General features: G+C 46.8%; 16 protein-coding genes and 1 tRNA gene. 10 read left to right on the top strand and 7 right to left on the bottom strand.

The annotated features are described in order from the left end of the window. The first annotated feature begins 12 nt into the window (after positions 1–12). From QLG21_RS06770 to QLG21_RS06735, 8 genes are all read left to right on the top strand, one after another. Entirely contained in the window at positions 13–219 is a 207-nt protein-coding gene (locus QLG21_RS06770) for an AlpA family transcriptional regulator (RefSeq protein WP_282484111.1), read from the top strand. A 96-nt stretch (positions 220–315) separates the two neighbouring features. Next, positions 316–912, top strand: a complete 597-nt coding sequence (locus tag QLG21_RS06765) for a hypothetical protein (RefSeq protein ID WP_197752323.1) — start codon at positions 316–318, stop codon at positions 910–912. A 209-nt stretch (positions 913–1,121) separates the two neighbouring features. Continuing rightward, positions 1,122–1,700 (top strand): hypothetical protein, encoded by a 579-nt coding sequence (locus tag QLG21_RS06760; protein ID WP_282484110.1) that lies wholly within the window; start codon positions 1,122–1,124, stop codon positions 1,698–1,700. Positions 1,701–1,960: 260 nt separating this feature from the next. After that, on the top strand, positions 1,961–3,517 hold the full coding sequence (locus tag QLG21_RS06755; RefSeq protein ID WP_282484109.1) for a type I restriction-modification system subunit M: 1,557 nt from the start codon (positions 1,961–1,963) through the stop codon (positions 3,515–3,517). Further along, the gene (locus QLG21_RS06750) at positions 3,514–4,734 is read left to right on the top strand and encodes a restriction endonuclease subunit S (RefSeq protein WP_282484108.1); all 1,221 of its coding nucleotides are present in this window, start codon (positions 3,514–3,516) and stop codon (positions 4,732–4,734) included. The genes QLG21_RS06755 and QLG21_RS06750 overlap by 4 nt, the downstream gene beginning before the upstream one ends. A 1-nt stretch (position 4,735) precedes the next feature. Next, positions 4,736–5,926 carry an anticodon nuclease gene (locus QLG21_RS06745; RefSeq protein ID WP_282484107.1) on the top strand — a complete coding sequence of 397 codons (1,191 nt, stop codon included), beginning with the start codon at positions 4,736–4,738 and terminating at the stop codon, positions 5,924–5,926. Then, positions 5,919–9,041: a type I restriction endonuclease subunit R gene (locus tag QLG21_RS06740; RefSeq protein WP_282484106.1), complete on the top strand. Its 3,123-nt coding sequence runs from the start codon at positions 5,919–5,921 to the stop codon at positions 9,039–9,041. The genes QLG21_RS06745 and QLG21_RS06740 overlap by 8 nt, the downstream gene beginning before the upstream one ends. A 182-nt stretch (positions 9,042–9,223) precedes the next feature. Further along, entirely contained in the window at positions 9,224–10,126 is a 903-nt protein-coding gene (locus QLG21_RS06735) for an HNH endonuclease signature motif containing protein (RefSeq protein ID WP_282484105.1), read from the top strand. Between the two features lie 470 nt (positions 10,127–10,596). Here the strand turns inward: QLG21_RS06735 and QLG21_RS06730 are convergent, their stop codons facing one another. The 6 genes from QLG21_RS06730 to rraB all read right to left on the bottom strand — a co-directional run bounded on the left by QLG21_RS06730 (position 10,597) and on the right by rraB (position 15,383). After that, positions 10,597–11,529 (bottom strand): HrgA protein, encoded by a 933-nt coding sequence (locus tag QLG21_RS06730; RefSeq protein WP_282484104.1) that lies wholly within the window; start codon positions 11,527–11,529, stop codon positions 10,597–10,599. Positions 11,530–11,761: 232 nt separating this feature from the next. Then, positions 11,762–13,018, bottom strand: a complete 1,257-nt coding sequence (locus QLG21_RS06725; RefSeq protein ID WP_282484103.1) for an integrase arm-type DNA-binding domain-containing protein — start codon at positions 13,016–13,018, stop codon at positions 11,762–11,764. A gap of 186 nt (positions 13,019–13,204) precedes the next feature. Further along, positions 13,205–13,289, bottom strand: a tRNA-Leu gene (locus tag QLG21_RS06720). A gap of 106 nt (positions 13,290–13,395) precedes the next feature. Beyond that, a complete protein-coding gene (locus tag QLG21_RS06715) occupies positions 13,396–14,121 on the bottom strand; it encodes a topoisomerase II (RefSeq protein ID WP_137849696.1) in 726 nt (241 codons plus the stop codon). Positions 14,122–14,151: 30 nt separating this feature from the next. Continuing rightward, positions 14,152–14,910 carry a tRNA isopentenyl-2-thiomethyl-A-37 hydroxylase MiaE gene (gene miaE, locus QLG21_RS06710; RefSeq protein WP_282484102.1) on the bottom strand — a complete coding sequence of 253 codons (759 nt, stop codon included), beginning with the start codon at positions 14,908–14,910 and terminating at the stop codon, positions 14,152–14,154. A gap of 47 nt (positions 14,911–14,957) precedes the next feature. Further along, positions 14,958–15,383, bottom strand: a complete 426-nt coding sequence (gene rraB, locus QLG21_RS06705; protein ID WP_137272908.1) for a ribonuclease E inhibitor RraB — start codon at positions 15,381–15,383, stop codon at positions 14,958–14,960. Between the two features lie 99 nt (positions 15,384–15,482). On the opposite strand from rraB, the gene QLG21_RS06700 reads away from it, so the two are divergent. Beyond that, positions 15,483–15,578, top strand: coding sequence for a hypothetical protein (locus QLG21_RS06700; protein WP_213826104.1), 96 nt, complete (start codon positions 15,483–15,485; stop codon positions 15,576–15,578). Beyond that, a complete protein-coding gene (argF, locus tag QLG21_RS06695; protein ID WP_102891509.1) occupies positions 15,548–16,552 on the top strand; it encodes an ornithine carbamoyltransferase in 1,005 nt (334 codons plus the stop codon). Before QLG21_RS06700 ends, argF begins: the two co-directional genes overlap by 31 nt. An 89-nt stretch (positions 16,553–16,641) precedes the next feature. On the opposite strand, the gene QLG21_RS06690 is transcribed toward argF, so the two are convergent. Continuing rightward, positions 16,642–17,094 (bottom strand): YhcH/YjgK/YiaL family protein, encoded by a 453-nt coding sequence (locus QLG21_RS06690; RefSeq protein ID WP_101738331.1) that lies wholly within the window; start codon positions 17,092–17,094, stop codon positions 16,642–16,644. Positions 17,095–17,413 lie beyond the last annotated feature (319 nt).

Raw genomic sequence — 17,413 nt, 5'->3', positions numbered from 1 at the left:
GAGAATCGAATAATGCACACCCATACTTCTCTTTTAGAAGACCAGTTTGTCAATATGGCATTTATCACCAGTCTGACTGGGTTAACAGATAAGTGGTTCTATAAGCTAATTAAAGATGAAGTTTTCCCAAAACCAATAAAAATGGGTCGTAGCTCTCGCTGGTTAAAAAGCGAAGTTGAAGCCTGGCTTCAGGAACGTATTAACCAGTCCCGCAAATAGGCCTCTCCCCTAACTAAACCCGCAGCATGAAAATAATTATCCAGCTACCCGGAGGCTTTCTGCTGCCTGTAATTTAAGCAAGAAGGAACAAGAACTATGAAAGACTATAAGGCGCGTTACGAAGAGCTCCACAGATATTATCAGACCTGGCTACTGGATTTTACAAAGCTGACCGTTCGCCAAGGTATGTGTCATCAAAATATATATCACTATCATAGCCTGACGGTTGGTTGTCTTAAATTTTCTGGAAAAGAAGCTGTTATTGCTATTGTACCTCACTGGCTACACCGAGTCATTTACGGAAAGGCAGCGGCAGCATCATTATCGATAGATGATGACCTGAACGTAAGCTTACTAACGCAGGAACACCTGTTGGCCCACCATCCCATGCTTGAAGGCGTTCTGCTCTCCGAATGTGTCCGTTTAAAACAGCGTTCATTGGCAAATAAGCTCACCAGTCTGTTTCAGCAGTTTAGAGGGACTGAGCTCCGTCTAAAGCTTGTATGGCTATGCTGGTACGATTTGATGTTGGGCAACTGTCTTGCTGATTGGGTTGAAAGTTTAAAATTCAAAACAAGCGAGGAGGTAAATAGCTGGGTCAACGACCGTCAGGCTGAGAACCACATGCTTACCAGCAAGATGGATGAGTACGTCTGCTTTGCATACCGCACTGTACTCGATCCGCTGATTTGAGCCTCAAGCCTTGTTCTGTAAGGGCTAAGAAATGTTCAGGGAGTTAAAATTAATATCGGTTAATTAATATAATTAATAGGCACTCCCTTTTTATATTCCTCTTAACCCTGTCTACAGATCTGCCCATTAATAATCCATCCCTCAGCTCATTGCCGGGGGAGTATCCTCCTCTACATGGCTGTTCCAAGCAGCAGTCAGGAAATAACCACATGAATATTGAACGATCCTGGACACCAGACTGGTTTCTGGAGTCTGTCTTGAACTGGCATACGGATAATATGATCAACCGGTATGCTTGCCTGCGGGCTATTCGAATAGACCTGTTCTACAAAAATGGAACGCCTAGATATGCACAACCTGGACACCACCAACTGGAACTGGATATCCAATTATTAATGCAAAACATGATGAGTCTGCGGGCCGTAGTGGGTTATTTCTGGGTCATAGAGTGGACTGAGGATCACCGCTACCACGCCCATGCAGTCTTCTGGTTAGATGGTAATCGGACCCAGATAACCTATCCATGGGCTGCGAAAGCGGGCGAGCTATGGAGCAACATTACAGACAGGGAAGGCTGGCATCACCGTTGCGAGTACAAGGAACACTATCGAGCAAATATCAATGTCCCTGTTCACTACAACGATCCTGGAAGTATTACCAACATACGGCAGGTACTCGCCTATATGACAAAAATCCAGCAGAAGGAGGGGTTGCTACTCCACGGCTGTAATGAAGTACCTGAGCGTCCACTGACAGGTCGTCCACGACTTCCCCTGCAACTCAACTGAACAGGTATGTAGGTTTATCTGCTGCAGGATACGCTCTAATGCCCAATGAGGCAGACCAGAAAACGATTGCTGCAGCACAGCAAATAATCAAATTTTACTAATGCACACAGATAGAGGTAACTGGCATAGCCTTTCTGCCATCGTGAAACCACTTATCGGAAAAGTCATAACTGGATCTGATATAGATGCAGTCGTTGTGAACAAATTGCGGTAAAATCTCGTAAACAGCAGTTGCTAAGAATCGAACTCAGGATAAAAAAATGACAAGCTTTCAACAGCGTGCAGAACTACATCGCCAAATCTGGGCTATCGCCAACGATGTCAGAGGCTCGGTAGATGGATGGGACTTTAAGCAGTATGTCCTTGGTGCACTTTTCTACCGCTTTATCAGTGAAAACTTCTCCAGTTACATCGAAGCCGGTGATGAAAGCATCCACTATGCTGCGCTGGATGACAGTATCATTACCGATGACATCAAAGATGATGCCATCAAAACCAAAGGCTATTTCATTTACCCGAGCCAGCTATTCTGCAACGTTGCAGCTCAAGCGAATACCAACGACAGGCTGAATGCTGATTTAAACAGCATTTTTGTCGCCATTGAAAGTTCAGCTTATGGCTATCCATCTGAAGCCGATATCAAAGGCCTGTTTGCTGATTTTGACACCACCAGTAACCGTCTAGGTAACACTGTAAAAGACAAAAATAGCCGTCTGGCTGCCGTTCTGAAAGGTGTTGAAGGTTTAAAACTGGGTAACTTTAATGACCACCAGATTGACTTGTTCGGTGATGCATACGAGTTTCTGATTTCTAACTATGCGGCAAATGCCGGTAAGTCAGGCGGGGAGTTCTTCACACCACAGCATGTTTCTAAGTTGATTGCTCAACTGGCAATGCACGGTCAGACGCACGTCAATAAAATCTACGACCCGGCAGCAGGCTCGGGCTCTCTGCTGCTGCAGGCTAAGAAACATTTTGATAACCACATAATTGAGGAAGGTTTTTTCGGTCAGGAGATTAACCATACGACGTTCAACCTGGCGCGTATGAACATGTTTCTGCACAACATCAACTACGACAAGTTTGATATCAGGTTAGGCAATACCCTGACTGAACCACACTTTGGCGACGAAAAGCCGTTTGATGCGATTGTTTCGAACCCGCCGTATTCAGTGAAATGGATTGGCAGTGACGACCCGACGCTGATTAACGATGAGCGTTTTGCACCGGCAGGTGTGCTGGCTCCAAAATCAAAAGCTGACTTTGCGTTTGTGCTTCATGCGCTGAACTATCTGTCCGCCAAAGGCCGGGCGGCGATTGTCTGCTTCCCGGGTATATTCTATCGTGGCGGCGCAGAGCAAAAAATCCGTCAGTATCTGGTTGATAACAACTATGTTGAGACGGTGATTTCACTCGCACCAAATCTGTTCTTCGGCACCACCATTGCCGTTAATATTCTGGTGCTGTCAAAGCACAAAACCGATACCAGCGTACAGTTTATTGATGCCAGCGGGCTGTTTAAGAAAGAAACCAATAACAATATTCTTACCGATGCCCATATCGCTCAGATTATGGAGGTATTCAGCAGCAAATCAGATGTTGAGCATCTGGCGAAATCAGTGCCCTTCGAAAAAGTGGCCGGGAATGATTACAACCTGTCTGTCAGCAGCTACGTGGAAGCGAAAGACACCCGTGAAATCGTCGATATTGCGGAACTGAATGCTGAGTTGAAAACTACCGTCAGCAAAATCGATCAGTTACGTAAAGATATTGATGCGATTGTGGCAGAGATTGAAGGTTGTGAGGTGCAGGAATGAGTGAGCTGAATTTTTTAGGAAAGCTTCTGGATGGGATTGAAATTAAGTGGTTGCCGATTGGCGATATTGCTGAAATTTATGGTGGATTAACTGGAAAAACCAAGACTGATTTTGAAAGAGGTAATGCCAAGTATATTTCATACAAAACAATTTTTGGCAGCTTAAATATAAACAATATACCAACTGATTATGTCGACGTTCGTGAAGGTGAACGACAGAATAATGTCAGATATGGTGATGTTTTATTTACCGGCTCATCGGAGATAGCTGAAGAGGCAGGCATGTCATCCGCAGTCACATCACAGTTTGATGAGCCTGTGTACCTAAACAGCTTCTCTTTTGGTGTTAGGTTTAACGATGATATTAAAATAAAGCCTGAATTCTCAAAATACCTTTTCAGAACAAGCATGATGCGTACAGAAATTGCAAAAACTGCGAGTGGTGTAACACGCTTTAACATTTCAAAAGCTCGATTCAAAAAAGTTTTAATTCCCGTCCCCTGCCCGGACGATCAGGAAAAGTCCCTCTCTATCCAGTCGGAAATCGTCCGGATTCTGGATACCTTTACCGCTCTTACCGCTGAGCTTACCGCTGAGCTTACCATGCGTAAAAAGCAGTACAACTACTATCGCGACCAGTTTCTGAGTTTTGACGATCGCGAGATTGAGTGGAAGAATTTGGGAGCGGTAGTAGCGATCAATACAGGGCAAAAACCATCTGAAATACTTGATAACCCAACAACGTTCGATTATATCAACGCAGGGACAACAAGGTCTGGATATACAACTGTTAGTAATTGTGATGGTGATACTGTAACTACCCCTTCGCGAGGTCAAGGTGGAATTGGTTTTGTAGGATATCAACAGGGGCCATTTTGGTTAGGTCCGTTGTGCTACAAAATGAGAGCTATAGATAAGAGAATTTTAATTAATAAGTTCCTTTTCTATTTCCTTCAATCTAGAAGCGAGCTTTTATTGAACTTAAAAAAAGAAGGCGGAGTACCTGCTGTAAATAAGTCTGACTTGGCTACGTTAGCAATTCCACTCCCTCCTCTTGACGAGCAAAATCGGATCGTCGCAATACTAGATAAATTTTATATTCTAACCAACTCCATCACTGAAGGCCTTCCCCGCGAAATCGAGTTGCGCCAGAAGCAGTACGAATATTATCGGGACATGCTATTTAGTTTCCCGAAGCCGGAAGTGGCAGAGGCGTGACATGAGCAAGACACTCCTGGAAATAGCCCAACAGCTCAGTACGCTCCGGAAAGCCAAGAAAACTGTCCGTACGGAAGTTGAAGCGACCAGGGCCGTGCCAAAGGTGCAGTTAATCTATGCTTTTAATGGCACGGGGAAGACACGTCTTTCCCGTGATTTCAAGCAACTGCTTGCACCTAAAGTTAATAACGGAGAAGGTGATGACGAAGCTGAACAGTCCGAGTTGTCACGCAAAAAAATCCTTTATTACAATGCCTTCACTGAGGACTTGTTTTATTGGGATAACGATCTGCAAGAAGACGCCGAGCCGAAGCTGAAGGTGCAGCCTAATTCCTATACAAACTGGTTGCTGACATTGCTCAAAGATTTAGGACAGGATGGCAATATCATCCGATATTTCCAGCGCTATGCAAACGATAAGCTAACGCCACACTTCAATCCAGATTTTACCGAGGTCACATTTTCTATGGAACGCGGCAATGATGAGCGTTCCGCCCATATCAAGTTATCCAAAGGTGAAGAGAGCAACTTCATCTGGAGTGTGTTTTACACCCTACTGGATCAAGTCGTCACAATTCTCAATGTCGCCGATTCGGATGCGCGCGAGACCCACGAATTTGATCAACTTGAATATGTATTCATTGATGACCCCGTCAGCTCTCTTGATGATAACCATTTGATTGAACTGGCAGTTAATCTTGCAGGGCTGATCAAATTCAGTGAATCCGATTTGAAGTTCATTATCACGACACATAGCCCAATATTTTATAATATACTTTTCAATGAGTTGAACGGTAAGACTTGCTACATGTTGGAAAGTTTTGAGGATGGCACATTTGCCCTCAAAGAAAAACATGGCGACTCTAACAAGAGTTTTTCCTACCATCTCCACCTAAAGCAAACAATCGAACAGGCAATTGCTGACAACAACGTGGAAAGATATCACTTCACGTTACTGCGCAATCTTTATGAGAAAACGGCCAGCTTTCTGGGCTACCCTAAATGGTCTGAACTCTTGCCTGACGACAAGCAGCTTTATCTGAGCAGAATCATCAATTTCACCAGCCACAGCACGCTATCGAATGAAGCCGTTGCGGAGCCAACGCCAGCGGAGAAAGCGACTGTCAAACTGTTGCTCGATCACTTGAAGAACAACTGTGGCTTCTGGCAGCAGGAACAAAAAAATGGTTGATTGCACCAAGCCAATTGCTGAGTCCAATAATTTTATCATTTTGGACAAATACAACCCGGACTGGAAGATTACCGAGAGCTACCAGAGCGAAGGTGATCTGGAACGTGAGCTGATTCAGGATTTAGTTAACCAGGGCTATGAATACCTGCCAACCCTGAACAACACCAAGGCTATGCTCGCCAATGTCAGGGAACAGTTGCAAAGCCTTAACAATGTGGAGTTCCTGGAGGCTGAATGGCGTCGCTTTGTGGAAACCTGGATGGACAAGCCCAGCGATGGCGTTGTCGAAAAGTCCCGCAAGATCCATGATGATTATGTTCATGATTTCGTCTTCGACGATGGCCGTATTCAGAATATCTATCTGCTGGATAGAAAAAACATCCTTCGTAATAAAGTGCAGGTGATCAAGCAGTTCGAGCAAACCGGCACTCACGCCAATCGCTACGATGTCACCATCCTGGTCAACGGTCTGCCGCTGGTTCAAATCGAGTTAAAAAAACGCGGTGTAGCGATTCGTGAAGCTTTTAACCAGATACACCGTTACAGCAAGGAAAGCTTTAACAGTGACAATTCTCTGTTTAAATACCTGCAGCTGTTTGTCATTTCCAACGGTACCGATACCCGTTATTTTGCCAATACCACTAAACGAGATAAGAACAGTTTCGATTTCACCATGAACTGGGCGAAGTCTGATAACACGCTGATTAAAGACCTGAAGGACTTTACTGCCACTTTTTTCCAGAAGCATACCCTGCTTAAGGTGCTGTTTAACTACAGCGTGTTTGACAGTAGCCAGACGCTGCTAGTGATGCGCCCCTATCAGATTGCTGCCACCGAGCGAATTATATGGAAAATTAACAGTTCCTTTAAAGCAAAGAACTGGTCAAAACCGGAAAGCGGGGGGTTTATCTGGCACACCACCGGGTCAGGTAAAACCCTAACCAGCTTTAAGGCCGCTCGTCTGGCAACCGAACTGGACTTTATTGATAAAGTCTTCTTTGTCGTGGACAGAAAAGACCTCGATTACCAGACAATGAAAGAGTATCAACGCTTCTCGCCGGACAGCGTTAATGGTTCTGACAATACTGCAGGCCTTAAACGAAATCTGGATAAAAATGATAATAAAATAATCGTCACAACGATTCAGAAGCTGAATAACCTGATGAAAGCGGAAGCCGACTTACCCGTCTATCAACAACAGGTCGTCTTCATCTTCGATGAGTGCCACCGCAGCCAGTTCGGTGAAGCACAGAAGAACCTAAAAAAGAAATTCAAACGTTTTTACCAGTTCGGTTTTACCGGTACCCCGATTTTTGCCGGTAAAAATGCTTTGGGCGCAGAAGATACAAAAAGTGTCTTCGGCGTGGAGCTACATTCTTACATCATCACCGATGCCATTCGGGATGAAAAAGTACTGAAATTTAAAGTCGATTACAATGATGTCCGACCGCAGTTTAAAGCATTAGAAACCGAAACTGATGAAAGAAAACTCAATGCAGCTGAAAATAGACAGGCCCTGCTTCATCCAATGCGAATTCGCGAAGTTACGCACTATATCCTGAAAAACTTCCGCCAAAAAACGCACCGAGCGTTTTCCGGTGCAACAGGTTTTAATGCTATGTTTGCCGTCAGCAGTGTAGATGCAGCAAAAGCTTACTACGAAGCCTTCAAAAACATCCAGCAGGCAGCCCTCAAGCAGGATAACCACTACAAACCATTGACGGTTGCCACTATCTTTTCTTATGCCGCCAATGAAGAGCAGGATGCAGTCGGGGATATTAGCGATGAAAGCTTTGATGTTACTGCCATGAACAGCAGTGCTCGGGAGTTTCTGGAATCGGCTATTAGAGATTATAACTCCACTTTTAAAACCAACTTCAGTACCGATGGAAACAGTTTTCAAAACTACTACCGTGACCTTGCGAAACGGGTTAAGGGGCAAGAAGTTGATCTGCTGATAGTAGTCGGCATGTTCTTGACTGGCTTTGATGCCCCAGCGCTCAATACATTATTTGTGGACAAGAACCTGCGCTACCACGGGCTGATGCAGGCATTTTCCCGCACTAACCGGATTTACAATGCAACAAAGACCTTTGGGAACATTGTCACCTTCCGTGACTTAGAACAGGCGACCATCGATGCCATCACTCTGTTCGGAAAAAGCAATACCCGAAGCATGGTGATGGAAAAAAGTTATGCCGAATACATGGACGGCTTTACGGACAGTTTAACCGGCGAGGCGAGACGCGGTTTTATGGATATCGTAACCGAACTGGAGACTCGCTTTCCAAACCCTGCAGGTATCGAATCCGAAAAAGAGAAAAAGGCTTTCGTTAAATTGTTCGGAGAATACCTGCGAGCAGAGAACGTACTGCAAAACTATGATGAATTTACCACGCTGAAAGCCTTGCAAACCGTTGACCTCAGCGATCCAGTCGCTACAGAAGCGTTTAAAGCGGAACATTATCTGGACGATGAGCAATTCGCTGAGCTACAGATAATTCGCTTACCAACTGAGCGTAAAATTCAGGACTATCGTTCAAGTTACAACGATATCCGCGAGTGGCAGCGCCGTGAACGTGAGGCTAATGAAAAAGACAACAGCACGGTTGACTGGGATGATGTGGTCTTTGAGGTAGATTTGCTAAAATCGCAGGAAATTAACCTCGATTATATTATTGGACTAATTTACGACTACCACCAAAAGAATACCGATAAAGCAACAATGAAAGATGAAGTGAAACGGTTAATCCGCGCAAGTGTAGGCAACCGGGCAAAAGAAGGATTGATAGTTAATTTTATCGAACAGACGAATCTCAATGATATGCCGAGCAAAGAGAGCATTATTGAAGCTTTCTATACCTTTGCCCAGCAGGCTCAACAGCTTGAAGCTGAAGCCTTGATCAAGGAGGAAAACTTGAATGATGAGGCTGCCAGACGTTATATCAGAAACTCGCTGAAGCGAGAGTATGCAACGGAAAACGGTACGGCACTGAATGATACACTGCCTAAACTCAGTCCATTAAACCCTCAGTACAAAACAAAAAAACAAACGGTCTTTCAAAAGATAAGTGCCTTTATTGAGAAGTTTAAAGGTGTAGGCGGACAGCTTTAGATTTAGCCGCAAGGGGGACCATGAGGCCCCCCTTACGGAGTTATTTCATCTAACTCACCTAAATACCAAGATTCTTGAACACAAGTGCGTGGAACTAAATTGGGTGTACTTACAGTGGACCTAAACTGATTAGCAAGGTTAAAATGGAAGGTAATCCATTCGATTAGTTAGGTAAACGTGCTATGCCCATTAGCCAAAGAGTAAAACGGATTGTTTGGGTCAGAGATGGTGGCTGCTGCGCAATTTGCAGGGAAAGGCTCCTAGTAGAAGACGAAAATGGACTATCATCTCAGTTTATTGGAGAGGTGGCTCATATTGTTGCAGAGCAGCCAGAAGGCCCAAGAGGAGATTCACCACTGAATCTTAAGCAAAGGAATCATGAATCAAACTTGTTACTTCTTTGTTGTAATCATCACACAGAAATTGACTCTGGGGTAGACAATTTCCCTATAGAGCGTCTTCATAAAATCCAACGAGAGCATTCCCTTTGGTTAGAAGAAAAATTTAAAGTTGAAAATCCCTGGAAGACCAAATTACATAATTTTTACTATCTAAATATTCCAAGGCTGTTAACCCTAGCCGCCCACGCAGGCATTAAAGTTGATCTATCTGAATACAATAAAATTATTGCATTACACGAGTTAGGATGGAATTTAAATTACCTGATGATGGCATTTGAAAATCTCTTTAAAAAGATAGAGGTAAAAGCCATTACTGCTGAAAAACTAGTAAAGCTTGGAAATCAGGCCAGGGGGGCAATTGTTGCCTTCGATCAGCAATTCCGCACAAAGAATATAGAAATGCCAAGTTCTTTAGGCGCATATGCACAGGCTATTCGTGGGGATGCTTCGAAAGATCCGCAAATCTACACCTCTTTTTCAGGGATAAAGGCAACGCTTATTATTGATCCTCGCTGGGTTACTACTACAACTGCTTTTGTCCAATTCCGACCTTCAGGTGGGCGTGGGAATTTTGCTGGATTAGGTATTGTTAATCATATTGATCAGTCTCGTATCAGCATTACACCATTGGTGATTGGATTACCTTCTAACCCCTTTATTGACGCTTTGTATGGCCCAATATAATTCTTAAGTTAGGTCTTATCTTTTTGGTAAGGCCTAATTTTCGTTATATCGGAGTAGATAAAGCATATTCTTAGCCATAGCCCACAGAGCGCAATTGAGCTTTACATCACCATCGTTACCTTTCACTGCACGGGTGTTTGCCTCTGGTTGTTCTGAACACCCCACTACCCAATATAAATCTCAGTTAGTAATATTTTTTTTGCCACATTGTAGATTGTAGTTTATTAGCTACTAATCTCAAAAATAAGCGATGTTTTTTAAAAGAACAGTTTTGGTAAACTACCCCCATTTGTATAAATTTATTCTATTGCATTTGGTGAGCACGCACACGCTCACCTTTATCATATTTACTACCCCATCAATTCGCAGAAAGAACTTTTAAATCTTACTAATTCTAAATACCTCGCTGTTCATCCATTCACATTACGTCTATTTCGCAATCATATTTCTTATTGAAACATTAGAGCAAATTATCTATTCCAGAGCGCTTTGTGTATTTTTCCTGTCTGGTGATAATCTGAAACCAGATCGATAAACTCTTTAAAATCCTTGTTCTCAACCACCAAGCGGTTGACGGATTGCCAATCAATACTTGTTCGCTCTCGTGCAGGAATCAGCGTTTGACTATTACCGGGATCTTGCGGATTAAGAAGGATCACACCAATACCATGCAATGCACACAACATCTGCAGTTCTCTTTCTACACCACGCTGCTTATCTTCATTTATTTCGGTCGCGACAAGATAACCAAAATGGGCCCAGCTTGAATTGCTCACTGCCTGGAAGAAACATTCTCGAACATTGCTACGGTTAAGCTGACGTTTTACCTCAAAAGACCACAGACGGATTAAACGCCCTTCGCTATACCGTACGCAGTTTTGCACAACGCTATCCCAACCTTTATCAAGAGGCTGCAAAGCAACAATATCCGGATAAAGCCAATGGTTTGCCCCAAGACCTTTGTTGTTGCTTGAACGCTTTTCATCGATACGCCGGCAAAGCAATTCTTCTTCTTCAGAAAGGTACTCAATCAAAAGCGGGTAAAGAGCATGCTCAGAAAAAGCTACCGTCTCAGCAGACGGAGTCGGAGCAATATCAAAAGATGACTCTTGTTGCATGCCATTATCGATTTCCTTACCCCAGTAATAAAGTCTGGGCCGAGGTTTGTCACGCGTCATAACCTGAGGACACATCGCTTTTGCCTGAACGGTTCTGCTCCCACCGACTTCAGCAGCTATTTGACTCAAGAAATCTTCATCACTGGCGAATCGAGGATTTTGACGCTTTACAGCAAGCTCTGCGCTATAGTGATCAATGATTTTTTGGGCAAGCTGACGGGCTGTAAATTGCTCATCAGGATTAGCCTGAAGAACATTAATAATCATCTGTGGGCGACTAGTCATGGCTCCTGCCTTTAATGTAACAGTAAGAACGCTTCTATCTGAATTAATGGCTAAATCTCAGATGCTGCTTTTCTGATGAAACAGTGTAAAACTACCTATCACTTGAACCAAGCTTACAATATGAGTTTTTGGCATTGAACAACAGATTTCATTACAAAAACGAACACCGCATCAGAAGCCATGTTAAAGAAAAAAATAAGGTATGTCAGACACATACCTTAAATACATCTAATCATTCCATGCTTAATTTGGCATAATCAAACGGACTCACCGCCTTCTCACGATTCGCATCAAGAAAATCAGCCCACCACTGCAGCATCAATCTGCGCTCATCCAGATGCTCGGCCTTATGAATATAAGCCGCACGCACAGAGTTACGCTCCATATGGCTCATCTGCCGTTCAACCGCATCCCTCGACCACAATCCCGATTCTATCAACGAGCTACATGCCATCGTCCTGAAACCATGCCCACAAACCTCTATCTTAGTGTCATAACCCATAACGCGCAGAGCCTTGTTTACCGTATTTTCACTCATCGGTTTACGATGGTCGTGATCGCCAATGAAAACAAAATCGCGATCGCCACTAAGTTTGTGCACCTGTTTAAGGATTGTTAACGCCTGACGAGATAACGGCACCAAATGAGGTGTACGCATTTTTGAGCCTCGATGGGAGTGTTTCACCCCTTCAATAGCTTCTCGCTCTGCTGGGATCGTCCACATCGAGGTTTCAAAATCGATCTCAGACCAACGAGCAAAACGCAGTTCACTTGAACGAATAAATACAAGGAGGGTTAGCTCAACGGCAAGGCGAGTCAGAGGCCTACCGGTATAGCTGCCAATGCGCTGAAGCAGTTCAGGGGTACGCTTCAACTCTAACGCCGGTCGATGCTGCCGGTTACTTGAAGCAACGGCACCTACCATCTCCTGCGCAGGATTGTAGTCAAGCAAACCGCTCTGTACGGCATAACGCATTATTGCGGTAGTTCTCTGTTGCAGCCGTGACGCGACCTCAAGACGTCCAGACAACTCTACGGCTTTTATCGGGGCTAACAAATCCCGTGTTTTAAGTTCGGCAATATTACGTTTGCCAATGGCTGGAAAGAGATTGTCCTCCAGGCTTTTCAGCACTCGTCGGCTATGTTCTTCCGACCACTTTTTATTCGTGGCGTGCCACTCAATAGCAAGTTGTTCGAAAGTACGAGCGTCTTCCTGCTCAACCTTATCATTTTTCTTTTTGTCTCCCGGATCGATGCCGTTTGCCAACAACTTACGAGCCTCATCACGACGAGCTCTAGCATCTGCAAGAGACACTTCAGGATATACACCCAAAGCCAGCATCTTTTGCTTTCCACCAAAGCGATACTGCAGACGCCAGTATCTTGAACCATTTGGATGGACAAGAAGGTGCATACCACTGCCATCGGTCAGCTTATATTGCTTATCCGTTGGCTTGGCTGTTCTGACCTTGATATCTGTTAACGCCATGCTTATCCCCTCCCTGTTGGTACAAGCATTATCGAACCGGAAATACCATCATCTGTACCAACATCTGTTGGTAGATGTACATTGATGTCGGTTGACCTTGAGAGAGTTAATATAGCGGGAATGATGGCTAAATACTGGATTTCAGGCACAAAAAAAGACGTCCGTTGACGTCTATCGATGTTCCGATGGTGCCGAAGGCCGGACTCGAACCGGCACGTATTTCTACGGTTGATTTTGAATCAACTGCGTCTACCGATTTCGCCACTTCGGCACTGAAGGGGATGCGGAAACGTTGTGGATTATACCTGTCGCGCGCCGCCATGCAAGCGACGTCGCGCTAAACCCACGCTAAGTGCCCAAAAAACCAGCGCCCTTTGTTACTCCAGCTCAGACACCGCGAGGCGAATCACCCCTGCAGCCTTCTGCTCCGGCAGCTTCAGCACCTTCGCCCACATCTCCTGCACCATGTCACAGGAGAGCTTCTCTTTGCCCACCGCCTTCTCCGGCATCTGCAGCAGCTGGATGTCCTCACCGTACTTATCGGCAAGATCTTTCATAATCGGCCGCACGTCAGCGACAGCCGTTTCACGTTCTGCCTGGGTCACGGTGTGGTGATTTTTGCCGTAGGCGGCGCGCATCATGTCGGCGTCGGCCTGCATGCGTCGGGACATCATCTCTTTATCAAGCATGCGCATCGGGTTGATGCCGCCCTTCACCGCCGGATAGAGGAAGCGGAAACAGGCGTCGTCGCTCACCTTCTGGATAGCGGCGGTCTGCTCCATATTGATGGTCATATAGTTCACCACGCTGGCATCCGGCGCGTTTTGCAGACGCCTCATCTGCAGATGCAGGATCTGCGGCTGGATGGTGTCGATAATCTGCTGCTCCGGTTCACCGGCTTTTTGCAGGGCGGCAATCTGATCAAGAATGCGCTGATGCAGCACGGGTTCCTGCTCCTTGATCACCTGCCAGGCGGGCATCTCGTTCAGGGTGGCGTTTAACTGCTGTTCAGCGCTCTGCTGCTGCTTGTCGAAGAACACCCAGAACGCCACAGCGGCAGCCACGACAACAACAACGACGGTACCGATCCACGTTTTTTTCATCTCGCATCCTTATCCTTTAGCTCAGCCGGTTTACACCGGCACGCCGCTGTGGAAGCGAAACTCGTTATCCGGTGTCGTGATAAGTGTGGCTTCAATTTCACCAAAATGCTGTATGCGCGGTGAGATATCGTTATCACTCACCTGTTGGGCAAGTGCCAGATAGTCCTGATAATGCCGCGCTTCGGAGCGCAGCAGCGAGAGATAGAACTTCTGCAGATCGTCGTCGAGGAACGGGGCCAGCGCGGCAAAGCGTTCGCAGGAGCGGGCTTCAATGTAGGCCCCGCAGATAAGCTTGTCGATCAGCGTCAGCGGTTCGTGGGTGCGTACTTCTTTCAGCATCCCTTTGGCGTAGCGGCTGGCGGTGATTTTGACGTACGGAATGTTGCGGGCCAGCATCGCCTCGCGCACCTGCCAGAAATGGTGCAGCTCCTCTTTGATCAGCAGCACCATGCTGTCGATGAGCGCCTGTCCCCACGGGTCGTCGGTTTTGGGCATTACGCTTTTGCCAATCTGCTTGTGCAGGGCGATGAAATCGGGTTCCGGGCCGTCGCGGAAGGTGAACAGTTCGTAGGGTTTGAGCCAGTCGAGCAGCGCGTCGGCCCCGCTTTCGTCGGCGACGTATTTGCGCACCAGCAACAGCGCGGTCTGGGCGGCCTTCAGCTCGCACACCATGTGATCGGTGAGGAGCAGCGGCAGGTTTGCCGGGTCGCGGGCTTTATCAATCCATGCTTGCGGGGTCGGGCACTGGAGGAAGTTGAGTACGGGGGCGAGTATCTGCGGGTAATCCATGGTTCTGCCTTGAAAAAAGCGGTGGCACGCGCCACCGCCTGAAACGCTTAGTGACGTACGCCGTCGTCGTCTTCGTCGATGTAATCTTCGTCGTCGCCTTCTTCGCCCTCTTCACCGTTCGGATCTTCGAAGTAGGTTCCCCAGCCGTCGTACTCCACCTCAAACTTCTCGGCCAGGTTCATCAGCTGTTCAACCTGGGCGTCGATCAGCTCTGCCTTCAGCGCGCCTTCGCTCAGGATATCGCAGCAGATGACGGTGTCGCCCTCTTCCACTTCCAGCTCTTCCGGCTCGGTCACTTCGTAACCAAGTTTGAAGGCTTCTACCGCCATTTTTTCCAGCGCGTCGAAATCGTCAGCAGAGAAATGGTGCTCAATGGTGTACAGCGCGTCCGGATCGCTACCGTCTTCCAGCAGTTCTTCAATAATCAGGCGCGTCTCTTCGCGTTGCTCTTCCAGGTGTTCCGGGTTTGCCATGGCTCAATCCTCTTTAAAGTGCGGCAGATACTTCTATTTTCACACACGGACGTGTTTGCCTCCACCTTTGTAAGAAAGATTTGTGAAACAGGGTTGCAAATGAATAATTACACATATAAAGTGAATTTTAATTCAATAAGTGGCGTTTGCCATGCGAGGATAAAATGTCCGATTTGTACAAAAAACACTTTCTGAAATTGCTCGATTTTACCCCTGCACAGTTCACTTCTCTGCTGACCCTTGCCGCACAGCTCAAAGCCGATAAAAAAAAGGGCAAGGAAGTACAAAAACTTACCGGTAAAAACATCGCGCTCATCTTCGAAAAAGACTCGACCCGTACACGTTGCTCTTTCGAAGTTGCCGCATTTGACCAGGGCGCGCGCGTTACGTATTTAGGGCCGAGCGGTAGCCAGATTGGGCATAAAGAGTCAATTAAGGATACCGCGCGCGTGCTTGGGCGGATGTACGACGGCATTCAGTACCGCGGTCACGGCCAGGATGTGGTCGAAACGCTGGCGCAATATGCAGGCGTGCCGGTGTGGAACGGGCTGACCAACGAGTTCCACCCAACGCAGCTGCTGGCTGACCTGCTCACCATGCAGGAGCACCTGCCGGGCAAGGCATTTAACGAGATGACGCTGGTCTATGCGGGCGATGCGCGCAACAACATGGGCAACTCGATGCTGGAAGCGGCAGCGTTGACCGGGCTGGATCTGCGTCTGGTGGCCCCTAAAGCCTGCTGGCCGGAAGCGAGCCTGGTGGCGGAGTGCAGCGCGCTGGCAGAGAAGCACGGCGGGAAGATCACCCTGACGGAAGATGTGGCGGCAGGCGTAAAGGGCGCGGACTTTATCTATACCGACGTGTGGGTGTCGATGGGCGAGCCGAAAGAGAAGTGGGCGGAGCGGATTGCGCTGCTGCGCGGCTATCAGGTGAATGCGCAGATGATGGCACTGACCGGCAACCCGGACGTGAAGTTCCTGCACTGTCTGCCCGCGTTCCATGACGACCAGACCACGCTCGGCAAGCAGATGGCGAAAGAGTTCGATCTGCACGGCGGGATGGAGGTGACGGACGAGGTGTTTGAGTCACCGGCGAGCATCGTGTTTGACCAGGCGGAAAACCGGATGCATACGATTAAGGCGGTGATGGTGGCGACGCTTGGGGAGTAGTTTAGTCCTCTGCGGCCTGGTGCCCTCACCCTTACCCTCTCCCACAGGGAGAGGGTACTTTTACACCCTCTCCCTGTGGGTGAGGGGTCTTACCCCACCAGCATCTTCACAACAACCTTACGCACCTGCGCAGGCGCACCCACCGCACACAGCGGCTTGTGCACTTCGCCGGGCCAGAACACCACAAAATCCCCTTCGCTGAGCACCACGGTTTTCTCCTGCTCACCCTCGGGCAGGAAGGCGATGTCTTTATCCGCCAGCCAGTCGGTGTCCGGCGTACCGTGCGGCAATGTGCTAAAGGTCATCCCCTCCTGGCCTTTGAGGACGATCTGAATATCCAGATAGCGCGCGTGATACTCGGCGCGGCGTTCGGCGTACGGCTGGGTCATGTCCTCTGAAACAAGGTAAAACAGACTGTTGCCGTCAATATCGTGCTTGCCGGTCGGGGTTGCGTCGGTGACGTGTGCCTTAACGTGTTCGATAGCCTGACGCAGCTCTTCGGCCAGCCAGGGTTGTAGATGGTGGATGTTGCCAATAATCATGTTCAAACCCTCAATATAAAACAGTGTTTCATTTTAATCTTTTATACGAGAATTCAGACTGCCATACCACCCCTTTTTATACGAATTTTGCGCGAACGCATGTTTATCGGGAATTGTGTTAAATATTTGTATGTCGTCCACAGGCAATTATGCAGAGGTTATGCATAACCCCTGCTCGGCGCGATCGCACAGCAAACTTAACCAACTGAATTTAAATGATTAATAACAAAACTCCGTGTCGCCTCACACTTTACTCTTTTGGTTATGTGCTGAAAAATTCAATAATTATTTATGGATTTTCCTTAAGTCAAAAATAGAT

The sequence above is a fragment of the Enterobacter sp. V87_3 genome, assembly GCF_029967835.1.
In the GTDB taxonomy this organism is placed as follows: domain Bacteria; phylum Pseudomonadota; class Gammaproteobacteria; order Enterobacterales; family Enterobacteriaceae; genus Enterobacter; species Enterobacter cancerogenus.
Note: the sequence above shows the minus strand (reverse complement) of the source record. Positions and strands in the feature narration are given on the sequence as shown.